This window comes from Kineococcus siccus (assembly GCF_009906795.1).
GTDB classification, from domain to species: domain Bacteria; phylum Actinomycetota; class Actinomycetes; order Actinomycetales; family Kineococcaceae; genus Kineococcus; species Kineococcus siccus.
This window is the reverse complement of record NZ_JAAALN010000065.1, coordinates 1-18,312: the sequence shown is the minus strand read 5'-3', so window position 1 is coordinate 18,312 and position 18,312 is coordinate 1. Positions and strand designations below refer to the sequence as shown.

Genomic DNA, 18,312 nt, shown 5'->3' with positions numbered 1-18,312 from the left:
CCGCGGCCCCTCGACGGCGGCCGCGGTGGCGCGCGGGTCCGCGGGCGCGGGCGCGTCGGGGTCGCGCAGGTGCTCGACGCCGACGGCCGTCCCGGCGCCGGCCACCACGAGACCCGCCAGCAGCGCCCGGCGCGCCAGGACCGCCTCGCGGCTGTAGTGCCGGCGACCGTCGGGGAGGCGGTCGGCAGCGAAGGGTGACCGCACCGCGCACCTCCTCCCCCGGGACACGAGGATCTTGCCGACCCGTGCGGTCCGCCCGCCAGGCGGCGCGCCGGTCGGGCCGGGCCCGACCCGCGACGCGACCGATGAGTTCCCGGCGCGCAGGGCGTCTCCCCCGCATGACGATGACGACGAGGGTGCTGAGCGTGGCCGTGCCGGTGGCCGACCAGGACGCGGCGCTGGCCTTCTACACGGGCGTGCTGGGGTGCGCGGTGCGCCACGACGTGGAGGTCTGGCCCGGGGCGCGGATGGTGGAGGTCGTGCCGCCCGGGTCGGACGTGGGGCTGGTCCTGCTGCCGCCCGGCAGCCCGCTGCCGATGGCGGTGCGGCTCGGCACGAGCGACGCGGGGGCCGCGCACGCGCGGCTGGCGGACGCCGAGGGGGTGGTGCTGCACAACGCCGAGGTCCTGCGCTGGGAGGGCGTGCCCCCGATGTTCCACTTCGCCGACCCCGACGGCAACGACCTGGTCTACCTGGAGGACACCGCCGGCTAGCTCTCCCGGGCCATCCAGCGCTCGGGGCCGGCGGCGGCCCGGGCGGCCCGGGCCCGCACGGCCTGCTCGGCCAGGAGGGCCGCGGCCACCCCGGCCGCGAGGTGGTCCACGCGCGGCGAGACGGGGCCCGGCGTGGAGTGCAGGGCGACGCTCGCCAGGCCCAGGCGGCGCTGCAGCGGGCCTTGGTGCAGGGCCAGGCTCTGCGTGCGCTCGTGCGGGACCACGTCGAGGCTGCGCAGGACGCGGCCGCTGCGCGCCAGGAACGCCCGGTCGGTGACGCGGAAGCCGTGCCGCCGCCAGCTGACCGGGTCGAGGCGGCGGGACGCGCGCGGGGCGGGCGTGAAGCCCCCGTCCGTGCCGCGGCCCGTCAGGCCGCTGCTCACGACGTCCAGGGGCGACTCCTCCCCCGTGCCGAGGTCGGGCAGCACGATCGCGAGCACGCGGGCGAGCTCGTCGCGCGTGCCGACGGGCAGCACGACCGTGCAGTCCGCGCTCTCCTCGCCGGACTCGCCGCCGTAGCCCGCGACGTTGACGTGCACGCGCCACCAGTCCACGCGCCGCCACAGCAGGGGCTGGGAGATGCGCAGGGCCTGGACGCGGCCGGGCGGGACGGTCTGCGAGCGCTGCTCCAGGAGGCCGTGCTTGAGCCGCAGACCGTCCGGGCTCTCCGCCACCGAGAAGCCGAACCCGTGGTTGAAGCGGTTCCAGAACGCCGCCGCGAGGCCCAGCACCCCGGGCGCCAGGCCGGCCAGGGGCGCCACCTCGCCCGTCAGCACGATCGTCACGACGCACCCGACGGCGACCACCACGACGGCGATCGTGAGGCCCGACAGCAGCGTCGAGAGCAGCAGCCGCGGGATCGGCACCTCGACCACCGCGCGCTGCGGCGCCTCGACGACCGGCTCGCCCTCGGCGAAGCGCACCCCGGCCGCGGCCGCGAGCAGCGCGTTGCGGACGACCTGCGCCTCCTCCTCCTTGAGGTAGGCCAGCGAGATCTTGCTGCCGGCGCCGCCGGCCACCTCGAGGCGGAGCTCCGCGAGGCCGAACAGCCGGCCCAGCAGGGGCCGGACGAGGTCGACGGCCTGCAGCCGGTCGAGCTGGGCCCGGCGCTGCTGGCGCCAGAGGACGCCCTGCTCGATGTGCACGGCGTCGGCGTCGATCCGGTAGCGCGTGCGGCGCCAGGCGACGGCGGAGTAGACGGCGGTGACGAGCGCGAGGGCCGCGAGGCCGCCGACCACGACGAGCAGCAGCACCCAGCCGGGCAGCCGGGCCTGCAGGAGGTTGTCGAGGCCCTGCTGCGCCAGCACCACCAGGGCGACCGCGACGATCTTCCACGCCCGCAGGACGGGGGTGACGGGGTGCAGCCGCTTCCAGCCCGGGTCGGTCAGGACCTCGCGGGCCCCGGGCTCGAGCCCCGCGGCCACCTCGGCGGGCACGGCGTCGACGGCGGGGACGGCCTCCGCGGCGGGCGCCACGTCGGCGGGCACGGCGGCGTCCCCGGTCCCGGTCCCGGTGCTCACAGGCCCGCCAGCCGGGCTTCCCCGCGCGCAGCGAGGCGGTCGCGCAGCCGCGCGGCCTCCGCGGGCGGCAAGCCCGGGATCGCCGCGTCCGTGCCGGTCGAGGCCGTGTGCAGCTGGACCCGGGCGAGGCCGAAGCGGCGGTCCACCGGGCCGGCCTCGACGTCGACGAACTGCAGGCGGCCGTACGGCACGACGACGAGCGAGCGGAACAGCAGGCCGTGCCGCACGAGGAGGTCGTCGTCGCGCTCGGCGTAGCCCCACGCAGGCACCTGGCGGCCGATGAGCCACCACTGCCAGCCCACCAGCGCGGCGACGGCCACGGCCGCGAGGGCGATCCACCACGTCAGCCAGACGGCGAGCCCGAGCGCGACGAGGGCCATGGGGCCCCAGAAGGCCACCAGGACGGTGCGCCGCGCGGCGGCGAGGCGCGGGGAGACCCGCTGCCACTGGACGCCTTCGGGGTCGAACGGTTCCGCCGCGGCGGTGCTGGGCGTACCCACGGTCTCCACGGGTCCCACACTGCCACGGTGCCGGACGGTGTCACCTCCCTCGTCGGGGGGACGCCGGGGTCAGTCGGTCGCGCCCTCGGCGACCAGCCCGGGGACGACGACCGGGGTGCGCCGCGGGCGGGCGCGGCGGCCGCGGCGCAGCGGGTCGGCGGCGCGCTCGAGCAGGGCCAGCAGGCCCGCGACCAGGAGCGCGGCGACGACGAGGACCAGCGCCGGGGGCAGCGCCCGCGCCGGGTCGTCCGCGGCGAGACCCCGGGCGATGCCGGCGCCGAGGCCGGGACCGCCGACGAGGCCGGCGACGGCCGTGGCGCCGAGCGCCTGGGCCGCGCCGCGGCGCACCGCCGCGACGACCGCCGGCGCGGCCAGCACGAGCTCGACGCCGCGGACGACCTGCGCCTCGCTCGCCCCGGCCGCCCGGACCGCCTCGACGGCGGCGGGCTCGACGACGCCGACGGCCGCCACGACCGCGGCGAACAGCGGCGGCGCGCACAGCACGGCCACCGCGAGCACCACCGCGACGGCCCCGCCCCCGGCGGGGGGCGCGAGCACGAGCAGCACCGCGACCAGGGCCAGGACCGGCACCCAGCGGGCGACCACGACGCCCGCCGCGGCCACCCGCGCGCCCGGCCGGGCCTGCGCGGCCGCGCCCGGCCGGCGGTGGCCGACCGCGACGGCGACCGGCAGGGCGAGCGCGCACGCGAGCCCCAGGGCGAGCGCGGCGACGGCGAGGTGCGTGAGCAGCGGAGCGAGCAGGCCGCCGGCCCCGCGCCACGCGGCGGGGTCGAGCAGGTCGCCGAGGACGGTCACGCCGGCACCCGGGCGCCCCGCGGCGTGCAGCGGCGCTGCACGAGGAGCAGGAGCAGGTCCGGCAGGAGCGCGAGCAGGACCACGAGCACGGCCGCGGCGACGACCTCGGCGCGCGCCCCGTCGCGCACCCCGTCGCGCACCCCGCGCACGAGGACGTCGCCCAGCCCACCGTGCCCGACGACCGCCCCGGCGGTCGTCAGCGTCACGGCCGCGGCCGCCGCGGTGCGCAGCCCGGCCAGGGCGGTGGGCAGCGCGGTCCGCAGCTCGACCGCGACGACGAGGTGGGTGCGCGTGGAGCCGGCCGCCCGCGCGGCCTCGACGACCGCGGGCGGGACCGCGGCCAGCCCGGCCGCGAGCGCCCGCACGAGCACGACGGTGCAGACCAGGCCCACGGGCAGCACCACGGCGGACGCCGTCGGGCCCGCGACCCCCACCGCGAGAGCCACCAGGGCCAGCAGCGGCACCGCCGAGCCGACGCCGGCGGCGGCCCTCCCGGACCCGCGCAGGACGGCCCCCGCCGGGGTCCGCCGCCGGCCGAGCAGCACGAGCGGCAGGGCGAGGAGCGCGGCGCCGGTGACGGCGAGCGCGGCGAGGACGGCGTGCTCGACGAGGGCGGCGAGCAGCTCCGGCCGGGCCGCGGCCAGCGCCGGGCCGCAGAGGGGCTCGTTGCGGCTCAGGCAGCTGTCGGCGAGGCTGCGCAGATGAGCGTGGATGGGTCCGGCCCTCCCCCCGAGGTCACGACGGGTGTCGATGACCTCACGTCGGGTCACGACGCTACCGGCGACGTCGTCATCCGGCTGGTGGACGCGACGTCCCGTCCGGGCGCGGGGGTGGACCCCGTGCGGGGTCTGTCCCTGGACGTGCGGCGCGGCGAGGTGGTCGCGCTCGTCGGCCCGGCGGGCTGCGGCGCGTCGACGGTCCTGCGCCTGGTCAACCGCCTGGTCGCCACGTCCGCGGGGGCCGTGCTCGTGGACGGCCGCGACGTCACGGGCACCGACGCGGTGCAGCTGCGCCGGGGCACGGGGTTCGTCGCCCGCCCCGGTGGGCTGCTCCCCCACCAGAGCGCCCGGGCGGCCGCGGCGACCGTGCCCCGGCTGCTGGGCTGGGACGCGGCGGCCGCCCGCCGCAGCGCCGACGAGGCGCTCGAGCTGGTCGGCCTCGACCCCTGGGCGTGCGGGGACCGCCTCCCCTCGGAGCTGACCCGCGAGGACCAGCAGCGCGTGGCCCTGGCCCGCGCCGTCGCCGCCGGGCCCGCGGTCCTGCTGCTCGACGACCCGTTCGGCGACGCCGACCCCGCCGAGCGCACGCGCCTGCAGGCCGACCTGCGCCACGTCCGGGACACCCGCCCGACGACCGTCCTGCTGGCCACCGAGGACCTCGACGAGGCCGTGCAGCTGGCCGACCGGATCGGGGTGCTGTCGGCCAGCGGGACGCTGGAGCAGCTCGACGACCCGGCCACGCTGCTGTCCGAGCCCGCCAACGAGTTCGTGCTGCGCTTCATCGGCTCCGACCGGGGGCTGCGGCGCCTCGCCGTCACCCCGATCCGCGTGGAGGACCTCGACCAGCCGACCGTGCTGGCCCCCGGCGACGGCGTCGGCTACGCCGCGACCGCGCTGGAGCTGGACAGCCGGTCCTGGGGCATCGTCCGCGACGCCGACACCGCGGCCCTGCTGGGCTGGGTGCCGCGGCGCTCGCTGACGCAGGCGATGCGCCGCGGCGACGCCCACGGCCGCGTCGCGGACTGGGTCGAGGGCTTCGGCGCGACCGTGCAGAGCTCGGAGACCCTGCGCACGGGTTTCTCCGTGCTGCTGGGCCAGGACCTGCGCTGGGTGCCCGTGCTGGACGGGGCCACCTACGTCGGGGTCCTGACGCCCGACGTCGTGCACACCGCGCTGCGCCGGGGCCGGCCCGAGGAGGACCGCGGCTGATCGGCGGCGCACGCCGTCCGCGCCGGGCGCCGGAGGGTTGACTCAGCGGCTGCGCACCCGCTGAGCTGACCGCCCACCCCGAGGTCCGGAGGCCGCATGTCCCAGGTCGTCTCGTTCGGCGCGCACATCGCCGACGCCCTCGGCTGGCCGTTCACGGCCGTGCCGCCGGGGCAGCAGCTCGCGATGCTCGAGGAGATCCGGTTCACCGTGGCGGGGACCGCGGCCGCCCCGGCGGTCGACCTCGCGAAGCTCGGCGTCGACGTCAGCGCGGTGGGGCGGATCGGCGACGACGCGATCGGGGAGTTCGTCCGCACGACCATGGCGGGGCACGGCGTCGACGTCACCCACCTGGTCGTCGACGCGCAGCGGCAGACGTCGGCGAGCCTCCTGACCGTGCGCGCCGACGGGTCCCGGCCCGCGCTGCACGTCCTCGGCGCCAACGCCGCGCTCACCGAGGACGACGTGCCCTGGGAGGAGGTGGCGCGCGCCGACGTGTTCCACCTCGGCGGCGCGTTCGTCCTGCCCGGCATCGACGGCGCCCCGATGGCGCGGATCCTGCGGCGCGTGAAGGAGCTCGGCGTCACGACCACCGTGGACTTCCTCATGAGCCCGCGCCCCGACGCCCAGGAGCTGATCGCCGCGGCCCTGCCGCACGTCGACTACCTCCTGCCGAACGTCGAGGAGGCGGGCTGGCTCGTCGGGACCGAGGACCGCGCGGAGATCGTGCGGTGGCTGCACGACCACGGCGTCGGTTGCACCGTCCTCACCCTCGGCAGGGAGGGGGTCAGCTTGGCGCGCAACGGGTCCGCCGAGGTGGTGCTGCCCGCGTTCGCCGTGGACGTCGTCGACACGACCGGCTGCGGCGACGCCTTCACGGCGGGTTTCGTCTCCGGCCTCCTCGGCGGCCTCGACGAGCTCGCGGCCGCCGAGCGCGGGCTCGCGTGCGGCAGCCTGGTCGCCACCGGGCTGGGTTCCGACGCGGGCATCGTCGACCTGGCCCAGGTCGAGGAGTTCCGCCGGACGCAGCCGCGCGTGGGCTGAGGCGGCCCGCCCGGGGAGGTGCGGCCTCAGGAGGGGCCGGCCTGCGCGCGCCACCACGGCGTCTCGACGAACCCCCGCTTGAGGAACACCAGCTCCATCGAGGCCGACCACCCGCGGACGCCGTCGAGCTGCGACAGCGGCCCCGTCATGAACGCGTGCAGGTCCTCGGTGCTCGGGGTGATGAGTTCGCACAGCAGAGAGTTCTCGTCCAGCATCAGGGCGAGGTAGCGCACGAACGGGTACGTCGCGAGCTCCTTCGCAACGACGTCGAGCCGCGAGGGTTCCACCGTGACCTGCACGAGCGTCTCCGCCCCCATCCCCAGCGCGGCGGACTGCACGAGCGTGAGCACGTCGAGGCAGCGGTTGCCGCGCATCCGCTCGTAGCGCCGGCGGACGCTGGACTCGTTGAGCCCCATGCCGTCCGCGATCTGCTGGAAGGTCTCCCGGCCGTCCACGGCGAGGCGCTCGAGGATCTGCCGGTCGGCGTCGTCGAAGTGCTGCGGGCTGCAGTCGGCGGGCTCGGCGGAGCCCGCGCTGCTCGGTCCGCCCCGGGGGAACATCTCGCCGTACAGCTGCCGGCCCCAGTCGAAGCTGACCTTGTAGACGTGCAGGGTGTAGTCGCTGCGCCAGCGCTCGATCCCGGCGATGTCCTGCAGGCCGACCAGCATCGACGGGTAGGTGGCGGCGCTGCCGCGCAGCACCACCTCCGCGACGATGTCGTACTCCCCCGCGACGACGGCGCAGAAGCGCACGGCGGGGTGCCGCACGAGTTCCTCGGCGACCTCCATGGACCGCCCCGCGGCGCACGTGATGCGGGCCCAGAACGACGAGAAGGGCCCCCCCGCGGCGAGGACGGGCACGACCGCGACCCGCACCACGCCCTCGGCCAGCAGCTGCTGGCCGCGCCGCGCCACCGTGGCCGTCGACGCCCCGACGGCCTCCGCCACCGTGCGCCAGCTCGCGCGGCCGTTGGACTGCAGGACCACGACGATGCGCTTGTCGAGGTCGGTGAGCCCGTCCAGCACGTCGCTCACGCGGCCGCCGGGGGGACGACCTCGTGCAGGAACCCGCGCACCGTGGCGGTCCACGCCTCGGCCTCCTCGACCTGCGGGGAGTGCCCCGAGCGCTCGAACACGACCAGGCGCCCGTCCGGGACGAGGGAGACGATCTTCTCGCTGCTCTCGACGGGCGTGATCCAGTCCGCGCGACCGACCGTCACGAGGACGGGGACCGGGATCGAGGGGAGCTGGGCGGTGATGTCGTAGGAGGGCATGTTCACGCTGAAGGCGTGGTTGTGGGCCTCGAACCGGTAGGGGGTCGCGGCGACCTTGCGCTCCACGACCGCCGGGTCGTAGGTGAAGTCGTACAGCGGCAGGATCTCCCGCCAGCAGTCGCGCAGGTCGTCGTCGTCGCGCACCTGCCCCGTGTCGATGCGGTCGAACTTCTCCATGTCGACGCGGACGCGGTCGCTCGCCAGGGCGTTCTCGCGGGCGCGGTGCATGTTGCTGTGGTCCGCGGAGGTGTCGCGGAGCACGACCGCGCGGACGCGGCCGGGGTAGCGGATCGCGTACTCCAGGGCCATGAACCCACCGTAGGAGCCGCCGGCGACGACGACGTCCTCCGCACCCACCCACGCGCGCAGGCCGTCCAGGTCCGCGGCCCACTGCTCGTGGCTGAAGGTGCCCGACCCCTCGCTCTCGCCGCTGCCGCGGGCGTCGAAGACCACGACGCGGTACTCGTCGGCCAGCCGGCCGAAGCTCGCGCGCGGCTCGGCCCGCGAGCCGAGTCCCGGCGCCCCGTGGTGGGCCAGGACCACCGGGGCACCCTCGGGCCCCAGGACCTCCACGGCCAGCTCGTTGTCGTTGATCCGGACACGCTGCACCCCGGACATGCTCCCACCCTCCTGTCGGGCCGTCGCCGGCTCCTCGGCTCGTCGGTGCCGCTCAGGCGGCGATCACGCAGTCGTCCAGCGATCGGGGACGACTGGTCAGGGGTTCCGAACCCGCCGGCGTCACCAGGACGCTGTCGCTGATCCGGTAGCCCGCGTGGCCGGGCACGTAGACGCCCGGTTCGTTGGACACGATCATCCCGGGCCGCAGCACGGTGGTGTCACCGTCCTCCAGCCACGGCGGTTCGTGCATGCCCAGGCCGATCCCGTGGCCCTGCCGGTGGCGCACGAACTCCCCCAGGCCGCGCTCGCGCAGCACGGCCAGGCACCGGGCGTTGCTGTCGGCGCACCGGGTGCCGGGCGCGATGGCGCGGGCGCCCTCGGCCTGGGCGTCGCGCACGGCGTCGTGCAGGCGTCGCTGCTGCGCGGTCGGCTCGCCGAGGACGTAGGTGCGCTCCCCCTCGACGAAGCGGCCGCCGACCGCGCACCCGAGCGACAGCACGAACGTGTCGCCCGGACGCAACCGGTACCCCGACGGCAGTCCGTGCGGGCGCACGGAGTTCTCCGCCGCGTAGACCAGGCCGCCGGCGAGGGGTGAGACGACGACGACGTCGTCGTGCGCGGCGTGCATCTCGGCGATCCCCGCCGCGCCGACGTGCCCCGCGAGCTCGGCCTCGCTGGGCAGCCTCCCGCCCGCGGCGACCGCCGCGGCCACGAGCCCCGTGCCGGCGTCGAGCATGAGGTCGGTGATGCGGGCGGCCTCGCGGTGCAGGGCCACCTCCTCGGGCTCCTTCACGGCCCGGACGCCGTCCAGCACGTCGGTGGGCACCCAGTCGGACCGTCCCGACGCGGCCTGGACGAGGGCGAGCCGGTGCTGCGTGATGGCCGTGGTGACCCCCAGGCGCGCGGGGCCGACGGCGCCCAGGAGGGGGGCGAACGGGTTCCGCAGCCCCGGGTACTCGGCGTAGCTGACGATCCGCGCGCGGACGCGCTGGTCCTCGGCGTGCCCCACCTCCAGGTCGGGGACGAGCAGGACCACCTCGCCGTCGGGAGCCAGCAGCACCGCGACGGGACGCTCGCACGGGTGGTGGAAGAAGCCGGTGAGGTGGGCCACGTCCTCGGGGCTGTCGGTGAGGAGCCCGTCGAGGCCCTCGGCGGCCACGGCGGCCCGGGCGCGCGCGACGACGCGGTCGAGGACCGCGCCGTCGAGCCGCGTCGCGAAGCCGCTCACGCCGGACCGGCCGTGCGCGGGTTGCGGGCGTCGTTGTAGGCGATGGACACGAGCGTCGCCGAGAGGACGAGGGCCAGGATGGCGAGCGAGGGGAAGAGCGTCAGCCACCACGCGCTGACCATCGCCCCGGCCGACTGCGCCTCGTAGAGGATCCGCCCCCAGGACCAGGAGGTGGGGTCCCCGAGGCCCAGGAAGGCGAGACCGGCCGCCGACAGCACGGCCCGGGACGCCGTCACGACGACGGAGACGACGATGACCGGCGTCACCGCCGGGACCACGTGCCGCCCGATGATCCAGGCGTGGTCGCGGGTCATGAGCCGGGCGGCGTCGACGTAGGCCAGCCCGACGACGGTCAGGGCCTGCGAGCGCACCAGGCGGGTCACCTCCGGCCACGAGAACGCCGCGACGACGAGCACGAGCGTCGTGGTGCTCGGCCCCGCCAGGGCGGCGACGAGGATCATGAGCGGGAGCACGGGCAGCGACAGCGTGAGGTCCACGACGACGCTGACGACCGCGTCCAGCCAGGGCACGTAGGCCCCGACGACCGCGACGAGGGTGCCGACGACGATGGCGATCGCCGAGGCGGCGGCCGCGACGAGGACGGACTGGCGCGTGCCGTGGACGACCTCGGCGAGGACGTCGCGCCCGAGCGCGTCGGTGCCGAACAGGTACCCCGCGCCCGGCGCGACGAGGACGTCGGTGCCGTAGCTGGCCGGTGCGGGGACGACCCAGGGACCCGCCACGGCGACCAGCACGAGCAGGCCGAGCAGGACGAGGGCGGCCATCCCGAGCGGCTGGCGCCGGTAGGCCCGCCACGTGGACGCACCGGCGCGCCGGGCGCCCCCGGCGGGCGGGGCGACGGGGACACCTCCCAGCACCACCTCGGGCAGGGGCGCGCTCACGACGCCTTCACCCGCGGGTCCAGCCAGCCGTAGACCAGGTCGGTCACGGTGTTGGCGAGCACGACCGTCAGCGCGAGCATGAGGAACGCTCCCTGCAGCACGGGGAAGTCCAGCTGGGTCACCGCCTCGTAGATGCCCCGGCCGACGCCGGGGTAGGCGAACACGGTCTCGGTGAGCACGGCGCCCCCGACGAGGAAGCCCAGCTGCAGGCCGATGAGCGTGGTGGCGGGCAGCAGGGCGTTGCGCAGCGCGTGCTTCCACAGGATGCGCCGCTCGGACAGGCCGTTGGCGCGGGCCAGCACCACGTAGTCGTCGGCGAGCGCGTCGACGAGCGTGGCGCGCAGCGTGAGGACGTAGGACCCCAGCTGCACGAGGGTGAGCGACAGGCACGGCAGCACGAGGTGGTGCAGGACGGAGAGGTACCACTGCCCGCCGTAGGTGCCCTCGGAGTAGGCGCCCCCGATCGGGGCCCAGCGCAGCTCCAGGCCGGCCACGAACAGCAGCAGGACGCCGATGCTCGGGACGAACAGCGACTGTCCCGTGACCCCGAACACCTGCACGGCCTTGTCGAGGAACCCGCCGCGCCGGGACGCGGCGAGGACCCCGAGCGGCACCCCCACCAGCACCGTCAGGACGAGGGCGCTGAAGGTGAGCAGGACGGTCCACGGCAGGCGCACGAGCAGGACGTCCAGCACCGGAACCGACTGGGTGAAGGAGGTGCCGAGGTTGCCCTGCAGGAGCTGCGCCAGGTACAGCAGGTACTGCTCGACGAGGGGCTTGTCGAGCCCGTACTGCGTCAGCAGCAGCGCCCGGGTCGCCTCCGTCTGCGTGGGGCTGGACACGGCCAGCGCCGGGTCCCCCGGCAGCAGCCGGAGCAGGAGGAACGTCACGGTCACCGCGAACCAGACCGTCAGGACCCCCCGGCCGAGCCGGCGGGCGGCGAACGCGGCGATCGACACGGCGCCGACCTCAGCTCGCGGACTTCGTCGCCGAGGCCACCGAGACGGGGTTGATGATCGACAGCAGCTCGCTGGGCCGCGAGATGAAGCCGGACCACTCGTCGCTGTGCGCGAAGAACAGGTTCTGGGTGTACATGATGTTGTCGTAGACCTGCTCGTGCACCAGCTTCGCCGCCTCCCGGAAGACGGCGACCTTCTCGTCGAGGTCGGTGGCGCGGGCCCCCTGCGCGATGAGCTCGTTGAGCGCCGGGTCGTCGACGTTGGTGTAGTTGATGGCCCCGCCCGGCAGGTAGGAGAGGGAGAAGTTCAGCACCGGGTCGTCCATGATGGCGAAGTTCCCGGCGTAGACGTCGTAGTCGCCGTCGTTCGTCTGCGCCAGGTAGGTGTTGCGCTCGGAACCCTGCAGCCGGATCTCGATGCCCGCCTGCGCCGAGGAGTCCTTGACCATCTGCGCCCACTGCGAGGTCACGGAGTCCTGCAGGGAGTAGATGAGGCGGAACGAGAGGCCGAACATGCCGTCCGCGTCCGCGGTGTAGCCCGCCCGCTGCAGGAGCGCCCGGGACGCGTCGGGGTCGAACGGGTACTCGGTGATCGACGGGTCGTGGTACCGGGCCAGGACCGGCATCAGCGGGCTGGATCCGGTCGAGACGGCCTGGCCGGACAGGGCCACCTGCCGGATCGCCTCGTAGTCGGCGGCGCGCGCGAGCGCCTGGCGGACCTCGGTCTTCGCGAGGTCGGGGTTGTCCATGTTGTAGACCATGTGCGCGTAGCCGAGGCCCGTGGCCTCCTGGACGGCGAGGCCGTCGGTGCCGCGCAGCTGCTCGACCTGGGCGGGCGGCAGCGCGTTGGCGATGACGTCGGCCTCTCCGCTGCGCAGCGCGAGGATCTCGGTATTGACGTCCGGGAACACGCGGTAGACCACCTTGGCGGCGACCGGAACGCCGCCCTCGACCAGCGGGTACTTCGCGACCCGCTCCAGGGTGTAGCTCTGCCCGGCCTGCACGGCCGTCAGGACGTACGGCCCGGCGCTGACCCACCCGCCGCCGCTGCCGTCGTTGGCGAAGTCCGCGATGGACCCGGCGGGCTCGAAGACGTGCCGGGGCACGACGCAGCCCCAGAAGCCGATCTCGTCGACCAGCGAGGAGTTCGGCGCGGTCATGGTGAACTCGACGCGGGTGTCGGACACGGCCGTCGCCTGGACGAACTCGGCGAGCTGGCCGTAGAAGGTGCCGGAGGGCGCGTCCCGCTTGACGGCGTTGAGCGTCCAGGCGACGTCCCCGGCCGTCAGCGGCGTGCCGTCGCTCCAGGCGAAGTCGCCGCGGATCTCGTAGTACCCGGTCGTCGGGTCCACGTAGCCCCACTCGGTGGCGAGCTCGGCCTCCTTGGTGCCGTCGCCCGCGATCGTGAGCAGCCGCGGGTACATGAGACCGGTGACCCACTGGTCGGAGCGGCTGTTGCCGACGACGGGGTTGAAGTTCACGACGTCGGTGGTCGTGGCGATCGTGAGGGTCTCGGTGCCCGCGGACGAGGCTCCCTCCTCGCCGCCGGCGGGCTCCTCCGGAGCCGAGGGTGCGCACGCGGCGATCGCCGCGGCGGACAGGCCGCCGAGCCCACCGACGATGACGGCCCGGCGGGCGGGGCGCTCGAGGCCGGCCATCAGCACCACACCTCCGACAGGACGCGCAGCGTGTTGCCGCCGACGACCTTGCGGATCTCGTCGTCGGAGTAGTCGTGCTGGACCAGCCAGCCGATGATGTTGCCCATCGCCTCGGCGGGGTTCTCCAGGCCGTCGACGTAGGGGACCTTGTCGTACTCCACACCGGCGTGCGCCTGGCCGAGGGAGAGGTTGGCCGCGAAGGCGTCGTGCAGGCCCACGTGGTCCCCGAACAGGGTGTCGGGGCCGAACGTCACGTGGTCGATGCCGACGAGGTCGACGCAGTAGCGGAAGTGGTCCATGACCGACTCGAGGCTGTGCCGGGGGTGGTCCGGCGACAGCGTGGTGTGCGGGGCGGCCTCGATCCCGATGACCCCGCCCCGCTCCGCGCAGGCCGTGATGGTGGCGTCGGTCTTCATGCGGTTGGTGGGCCACACGGACCGCGCGCCCGCGTGGGTGATGAACACGGGCTTGTCGGACACGGCGATCGTGTCGAGGCAGGTCTGGTCGCCCGAGTGCGAGATGTCGATGGCGATGCCGAGCTTGTTCATGCGCTTCACGGCCCGCTCGCCGAAGTAGGTGAGGCCGCCGTCGCCGCGCTCCTTGAGCCCGCTGCCGAGGGTGTTCGCCTCCGAGTAGGCGATGCCCATCTGCCGGACGCCGAACCCGTAGAGCACGTCGAGGCGGTCGACCTCGTTCTCGATCATCGTCGAGGCCTCGAGCGCGAAGACGTGGGCGATGCGGCCCGTCTCGTGCGCGTGCTCGATGTCGGCGACGGTCTCGCCCTTGACGACGAAGTCCTGGTGCGCGAGGTCGGCCATGCGGACGCCGAGGTCGAACAGGACGTCCTGGTACTTCCACCCCGCGTCGCTGGAGATGCAGCAGGTGCCGTCCATGCCGTTGTCGAAGACGGCCGTGAGCCCGGACCGCGCGAGCCCCTCGTAGGCGGTGGGTTCGCGGCCCTGGCGGATGTGGTCGCGCAGCTCGCCCATGTCGGCGGGGAACACCTGGACGTGCTCGTGCAGGGAGATGACGGTCTCCTGCGCGAGCAGCCGCTCGGCGCGGGCGGCCTGGTCGGCGGTGAGGTCGAGGCCCGCGTAGGGCGGGACGCGGTGCACCTGGGCCGCGTAGGCGAAACCGCGGTAGTCGACCCCCTCCTCGAGGTAGTCGTAGGCCGTGTAGCCGGCGTAGCGCTTGGCGGGTTCGAGCACGGGGGTGCCTCCAGGTGCACTGGGATCGGCGTTCGACGGCGAACGTTGCCCCTCATCCGGCGTTTGCGTCAAGACCTGCGGAGTATCCCGGCACAGATTTCTCGCGCGCGAAACAATCCGGCGGCTCCGGCGGGTGCATGATGTCGTCATGGTCACCGACCCGACGTCGTCGCGCCCCGCCGTCCTGCACGTCCGGGGCCTCTCCGTGCGCTTCCCCGGCCCCACGGGCCCGGTCCTCGCCGCGTCGGGCGTGGACCTCGACGTCCGTCCCGGCGAGCTGCACGCGCTGCTCGGGGAGTCGGGTTCCGGCAAGACCGTCACCGCGCGCGCGGTGATGGGCGTGGTCGACCCCGCGGCGACGGTGCAGGCGCGCGAACTCCTCCTCGCGGGTGAGGACGTGCTGGCGATGACGCCGGCCCGACGCCGGGCGGTGCGCGGCGAGCGCATGAGCATGGTCCTGCAGGACGCGCTCTCGTCGCTGAACCCGGTGCTCAGCATCGGCGACCAGCTCGGGGAGGTGCTGCGCGTGCACCGCGGGTGGTCCCGCGCGCGGGCGGCCGGCCGCGCCGCGGAACTCCTCGACCTCGTGGGCATCGCGAACCCCGCCCACCGGCTGAAGGACTACCCGCACCAGTTCTCCGGGGGCATGCGCCAGCGGATCCTCATCGCGATGGCCGTCTCCCTCGAACCGCAGCTGCTCATCGCCGACGAGCCCACGACCGCGCTCGACGTGACGGTGCAGGCGCAGATCCTGCGGCTCCTGCACGACCTGCGGCGCGAGCTGGACATGGGCGTCCTGCTCATCACGCACGACATCGGCGTCGTGACCGAGGTCGCCGACCGGGTCACGGTCATGCGCCACGGCGTGGTCGTCGAGTCGGGCGACGCCGACCAGGTCCTCACCTCGCCGCAGGCGCCGTACTCGCGTGAGCTGCTGGGCTCCGTCCCCGTGCCCCAGCCGGCCCGCGTCCTCGGCACGGGGGCCGCCCGGCCCGGGGTGGTGCTGGAGGCGACGGGCATGACCCGCACGTTCTCCGGCGGCCCGCGCTGGAACCGCCGCTCCGTCCGGGCCGTGGACGACGTGAGCGTCACGCTGCACCACGGGGAGACGCTGGGCGTCGTGGGCGAGTCGGGCTCGGGCAAGTCGACCCTGGCCCGGATGATCGTCGGGCTCGAGTCCGCCGACGCGGGCCGCGTCGTCTACGGCGGTGCGGACGTGACCCGTCGCCGCGGGCACCGCCCCGGCGCCCAGCGGGGCGTCCAGATGGTATTCCAGGACCCGTACTCCTCGCTCGACCCCCGCATGCGGGTCCGCGACGTCGTGGCGGAGCCGCTGGTCACGGCGAGGTGGGGCGACGCGGCGCGCCGCCGCGACCGCGTCGCAGAACTGCTCGACCTGGTCGGGATGGCGCCGGAGGTGGTGGACCGGTTCCCCCACCAGTTCTCCGGCGGGCAGCGCCAGCGCATCGGCATCGCCCGCGCCCTGGCGCTCGACCCGCAGGTCCTCGTGTGCGACGAACCCGTCTCGGCCCTCGACGTGACGATCCAGGCGCAGGTCACCGACCTGCTCGTGGGCCTCCAGGACCGCCTGGGGGTGGCGATCCTGTTCATCTCCCACGACCTGTCCGTGGTGCGCAACCTCGCGCACCGGGTCCTCGTCATGCACCGCGGCCGGGCCGTCGAGACCGGGACGACGCAGCAGATCTTCGAGGCGCCGCGCGAGGACTACACCCGGCGGCTGCTGGCGTCGATCCCGCCGGTCACGCGCGCGGACCGCGGCCGGCTGGTGGCGCTGGCGGGCTGAGGCCCCTCGCTCGTCACTGCGGCCCGTCCGCGAGCAGGTCCAGCAGCCGGTCCAGGAGCGGCACCTGGCCGGCGACGAGCTTGCGCCGCGCCACGTCCGGGGCGAACCAGGCGGCCCGGTCGATCTCGGGGAACTCGCTCGTGCGGCCCGACCGCGGGGGCCACTCCATCGAGAACGTCCCGCTGCGCACGGCGGCCGGGTCGAGGTCGCCGCGGACCGCCCAGGCGGTCACGACCTTCCCGCCGGACTGGCGGGCCTCGCCCAGCGCCAGGAGGTCACCGGCGGGCACCGGCAGGCCCAGCTCCTCCTGGAACTCGCGGCGGGCCGCGGCGAGGAGCTCCTCGCCCGGTTCGGGTTCGCCCTTGGGCAGGGACCAGGCCCGCTCGTCCCGGCGGGCCCAGGACGGCCCGCCCATGTGCCCGAGCAGCACCTCCCAGCCACCGCGGCCGTCGCTGCGGTGGAGCAGGATCCCGGCGCTGCGTCTGGTCGGCACGCCCCCAGTGTGGGCCGGTGGGGTCAGGTCGGCGCGCCGCGCTCCGGCACCTGCGCGAGCCGCCGGCCGAACGCGGCGCCGAGGCCCATGAGGACCAGGCCGGTCCCGAGGTAGGCGCCGACGCGGTACAGCGTGTCCAGGGACGTCGTGTCGATCAGCAGCACCTTGCCGGCCGCGACGGCGAGCGTCAGCAGGCCCGCGGTGCGGTGCGCCGTCGCTCCGCCCGCGACGAAGCGCGCGAGCAGGGCGAAGCTCGCGGCGGCGAGCAGCAGGGTCGCGGCCATGATGCCGACGAGGAACCCGTCGACGCGCGCGGACGCCGCGAACAGGCGCGTGCCCGTGAGGATCGCGGCCGCGACCAGCGCGTACCAGGCGAGGGGGAGGAACGGCAGCCACAGGTGCCGGCGGTGGAAGGCAGCCGGGAGGACTCGCGACGCCGTCCACAGCAGCGAGACGGTGTCGAGCAGCAGCAGGGCCGCCGACAGCGCGAGCGGCCAGGTGGCGATCCGCTCCGTCTCCAGCCGGCTCCAGAAGGCGCCCAGGGGCACCCGGTCGGCGAGCTGCACCAGACCGACCAGTGTGACCGCGAGCGAGATGGCGAGGCTGGTCCGCGTCAGGGCGACCGCGGCGACGACGCTGAGGACGAGCGCCTGCGTGAGGACCGCGACGACCTGCGTCGTGCCCGCCGTGTGCTGCAGCACGATCGCCACGGTGTAGGCCGCGGCCAGCGACCAGGCCACCGGCCGCAGCGGTGCGGGCAGCGGCCACCGGCCGCGCGCGGCCCCGAGCGCGGCGACGGCGAGCAGGAGCGCGGCGGCGCCGAGCAGGACCGTGGCGTGGACGCTGTCCGCGGCCGTGCCCGCGCGGCCGTGCTGCTGCGCGAGGACGAGCACGGGGACCCCGGTGAGGGCGGCCGCGGCGCTCAGGTGCTCGCGGCCCGTGGAGGCGGCGGGGCCGACGGCCGCCCACCCCCACGTGAGCACAGCCGAGGCGGTCACGACCGCGGTGGTGACCGCCGTGGGGTCGGCGCCGGGAGCGGTGTCGACGAGCAGCGACGCGGCGAGCTGGTAGAGCCACAGGACGCTCAGGGCCACGACGCCGAGCACCGTCCAGCCCGGCCGCGCCCGCACGAGCAGCCCCGCACCGAGGGCCAGCAGGAGCACGAACGCCGCCACGACGGACGCGTCGACGCCGGCGGCCGCCCCGATGACCTGCCACGTCGCGCCCACGGCCGCGACGGTCGCGACCGCCAGCGCCTGCGACTCCCACGCCCGGGCCAGGCGCAGGGTCGCGAGGGCCACGGCCAGGGCGGCGAGCAGACCGGGCACGGGCGGCAGCCAGCCGTACACGGCCGTGACCGCGACCGCCGTGAGGTAGAGGCCGGTGGACGCGACGGCCGCGAGCGTCGTGGCCGCGGTCGCGTCCTGCGCGCGGCGGCGCACGCGCGCCGCGGCCAGCACGAGCGCCCCGGAGAGCACGACGAGCCCCGTGACGCGCGCCTGCGGCCCGAGCAGGCCGCGCTGGGCGCCCATCACGAGCAGCAGCACGATCGAGATCAGCGTGAAGCCGCCGCCCCCGAGGACGAAGAGCCGGCCGAGCGTGAGGTTCGTCGGCCCGCGCCGCGGGGCGCGCGGGGGCCGCGGTGGGAGGGG

18 protein-coding genes are annotated in these 18,312 nt (G+C 75.6%); 4 read left to right on the top strand and 14 right to left on the bottom strand.

The genetic code is table 11. The features are described from left to right. Positions 1-204: hypothetical protein (locus GTR02_RS09520; RefSeq protein WP_205708939.1), on the bottom strand; the 204-nt coding region annotated here is incomplete at its 3' end. Positions 205-338: 134 nt separating this feature from the next. Here GTR02_RS09520 and GTR02_RS09515 point away from each other — a divergent pair. Beyond that, a complete protein-coding gene (locus GTR02_RS09515) occupies positions 339-713 on the top strand; it encodes a VOC family protein (RefSeq protein WP_166607244.1) in 375 nt (124 codons plus the stop codon). Here the strand turns inward: GTR02_RS09515 and GTR02_RS09510 are convergent. From GTR02_RS09510 to GTR02_RS22995, 4 genes are read right to left on the bottom strand one after another with little or no spacing between them, the layout of a single operon-like run. Then, positions 710-2,233, bottom strand: coding sequence for a PH domain-containing protein (locus GTR02_RS09510; protein WP_338073707.1), 1,524 nt, complete (start codon positions 2,231-2,233; stop codon positions 710-712). The two genes, GTR02_RS09515 and GTR02_RS09510, sit on opposite strands and share 4 nt — an antisense overlap. Continuing rightward, a complete protein-coding gene (locus GTR02_RS09505; RefSeq protein WP_338073706.1) occupies positions 2,230-2,742 on the bottom strand; it encodes a PH domain-containing protein in 513 nt (170 codons plus the stop codon). The genes GTR02_RS09510 and GTR02_RS09505 overlap by 4 nt, the downstream gene beginning before the upstream one ends. A gap of 60 nt (positions 2,743-2,802) precedes the next feature. After that, positions 2,803-3,549 carry an ABC transporter permease subunit gene (locus GTR02_RS09500; protein WP_166607243.1) on the bottom strand — a complete coding sequence of 249 codons (747 nt, stop codon included), beginning with the start codon at positions 3,547-3,549 and terminating at the stop codon, positions 2,803-2,805. After that, entirely contained in the window at positions 3,546-4,319 is a 774-nt protein-coding gene (locus tag GTR02_RS22995) for an ABC transporter permease subunit (RefSeq protein ID WP_166607242.1), read from the bottom strand. The genes GTR02_RS09500 and GTR02_RS22995 overlap by 4 nt, the downstream gene beginning before the upstream one ends. 30 nt (positions 4,320-4,349) lie before the next feature. Here GTR02_RS22995 and GTR02_RS09490 point away from each other — a divergent pair, with 30 nt between their 5' ends. Next, complete coding sequence (locus GTR02_RS09490) at positions 4,350-5,477, top strand: ATP-binding cassette domain-containing protein (RefSeq protein WP_338073705.1); 1,128 nt, start codon at positions 4,350-4,352, stop codon at positions 5,475-5,477. 96 nt (positions 5,478-5,573) lie between these two features. Beyond that, positions 5,574-6,518, top strand: coding sequence for a carbohydrate kinase family protein (locus GTR02_RS09485; RefSeq protein ID WP_166607240.1), 945 nt, complete (start codon positions 5,574-5,576; stop codon positions 6,516-6,518). Positions 6,519-6,544: 26 nt separating this feature from the next. Here GTR02_RS09485 and GTR02_RS09480 read toward each other — a convergent pair whose 3' ends face one another. The 7 genes from GTR02_RS09480 to GTR02_RS09450 are packed head-to-tail and all read right to left on the bottom strand — an operon-like array spanning position 6,545 to position 14,363. Continuing rightward, entirely contained in the window at positions 6,545-7,552 is a 1,008-nt protein-coding gene (locus GTR02_RS09480) for an AsnC family transcriptional regulator (protein ID WP_205708937.1), read from the bottom strand. Then, complete coding sequence (locus tag GTR02_RS09475; RefSeq protein ID WP_166607239.1) at positions 7,549-8,409, bottom strand: alpha/beta fold hydrolase; 861 nt, start codon at positions 8,407-8,409, stop codon at positions 7,549-7,551. Before GTR02_RS09475 ends, GTR02_RS09480 begins: the two co-directional genes overlap by 4 nt. A gap of 52 nt (positions 8,410-8,461) precedes the next feature. Continuing rightward, the gene (locus GTR02_RS24355) at positions 8,462-9,637 is read right to left on the bottom strand and encodes a M24 family metallopeptidase (RefSeq protein ID WP_166607238.1); all 1,176 of its coding nucleotides are present in this window, start codon (positions 9,635-9,637) and stop codon (positions 8,462-8,464) included. Then, entirely contained in the window at positions 9,634-10,539 is a 906-nt protein-coding gene (locus GTR02_RS09465) for an ABC transporter permease subunit (RefSeq protein ID WP_205708936.1), read from the bottom strand. The genes GTR02_RS24355 and GTR02_RS09465 overlap by 4 nt, the downstream gene beginning before the upstream one ends. Then, on the bottom strand, positions 10,536-11,498 hold the full coding sequence (locus GTR02_RS09460) for an ABC transporter permease subunit (protein WP_205708935.1): 963 nt from the start codon (positions 11,496-11,498) through the stop codon (positions 10,536-10,538). The genes GTR02_RS09465 and GTR02_RS09460 overlap by 4 nt, the downstream gene beginning before the upstream one ends. A 10-nt stretch (positions 11,499-11,508) precedes the next feature. Then, entirely contained in the window at positions 11,509-13,155 is a 1,647-nt protein-coding gene (locus GTR02_RS09455) for an ABC transporter substrate-binding protein (RefSeq protein WP_166607237.1), read from the bottom strand. Then, entirely contained in the window at positions 13,155-14,363 is a 1,209-nt protein-coding gene (locus tag GTR02_RS09450) for a membrane dipeptidase (RefSeq protein WP_166607236.1), read from the bottom strand. The genes GTR02_RS09455 and GTR02_RS09450 overlap by 1 nt, the downstream gene beginning before the upstream one ends. 148 nt (positions 14,364-14,511) lie before the next feature. On the opposite strand from GTR02_RS09450, the gene GTR02_RS09445 reads away from it, so the two are divergent. Then, positions 14,512-16,167 (top strand): dipeptide ABC transporter ATP-binding protein, encoded by a 1,656-nt coding sequence (locus tag GTR02_RS09445; protein ID WP_166607235.1) that lies wholly within the window; start codon positions 14,512-14,514, stop codon positions 16,165-16,167. Positions 16,168-16,180: 13 nt separating this feature from the next. Here GTR02_RS09445 and GTR02_RS09440 read toward each other — a convergent pair whose 3' ends face one another. Continuing rightward, the gene (locus tag GTR02_RS09440; RefSeq protein ID WP_166607234.1) at positions 16,181-16,660 is read right to left on the bottom strand and encodes an NUDIX domain-containing protein; all 480 of its coding nucleotides are present in this window, start codon (positions 16,658-16,660) and stop codon (positions 16,181-16,183) included. A gap of 23 nt (positions 16,661-16,683) precedes the next feature. Next, positions 16,684-18,312 (bottom strand): DUF2339 domain-containing protein (locus tag GTR02_RS09435; protein WP_166607233.1); only part of this gene is annotated, 1,629 nt, incomplete at its 5' end.

Bases quoted from the DNA above. Each gene is read 5' to 3' on its own strand.
- GTR02_RS09455 (WP_166607237.1), bottom strand. From the start codon at position 13,155: ATGGCCGGCCTCGAGCGCCCCGCCCGCCGGGCCGTCATCGTCGGTGGG.
- GTR02_RS09515 (WP_166607244.1), top strand. From the start codon at position 339: ATGACGATGACGACGAGGGTGCTGAGCGTGGCCGTGCCGGTGGCCGAC.
- GTR02_RS09485 (WP_166607240.1), top strand. From the start codon at position 5,574: ATGTCCCAGGTCGTCTCGTTCGGCGCGCACATCGCCGACGCCCTCGGC.
- GTR02_RS09445 (WP_166607235.1), top strand. From the start codon at position 14,512: ATGGTCACCGACCCGACGTCGTCGCGCCCCGCCGTCCTGCACGTCCGG.
- GTR02_RS09475 (WP_166607239.1), bottom strand. From the start codon at position 8,409: ATGTCCGGGGTGCAGCGTGTCCGGATCAACGACAACGAGCTGGCCGTG.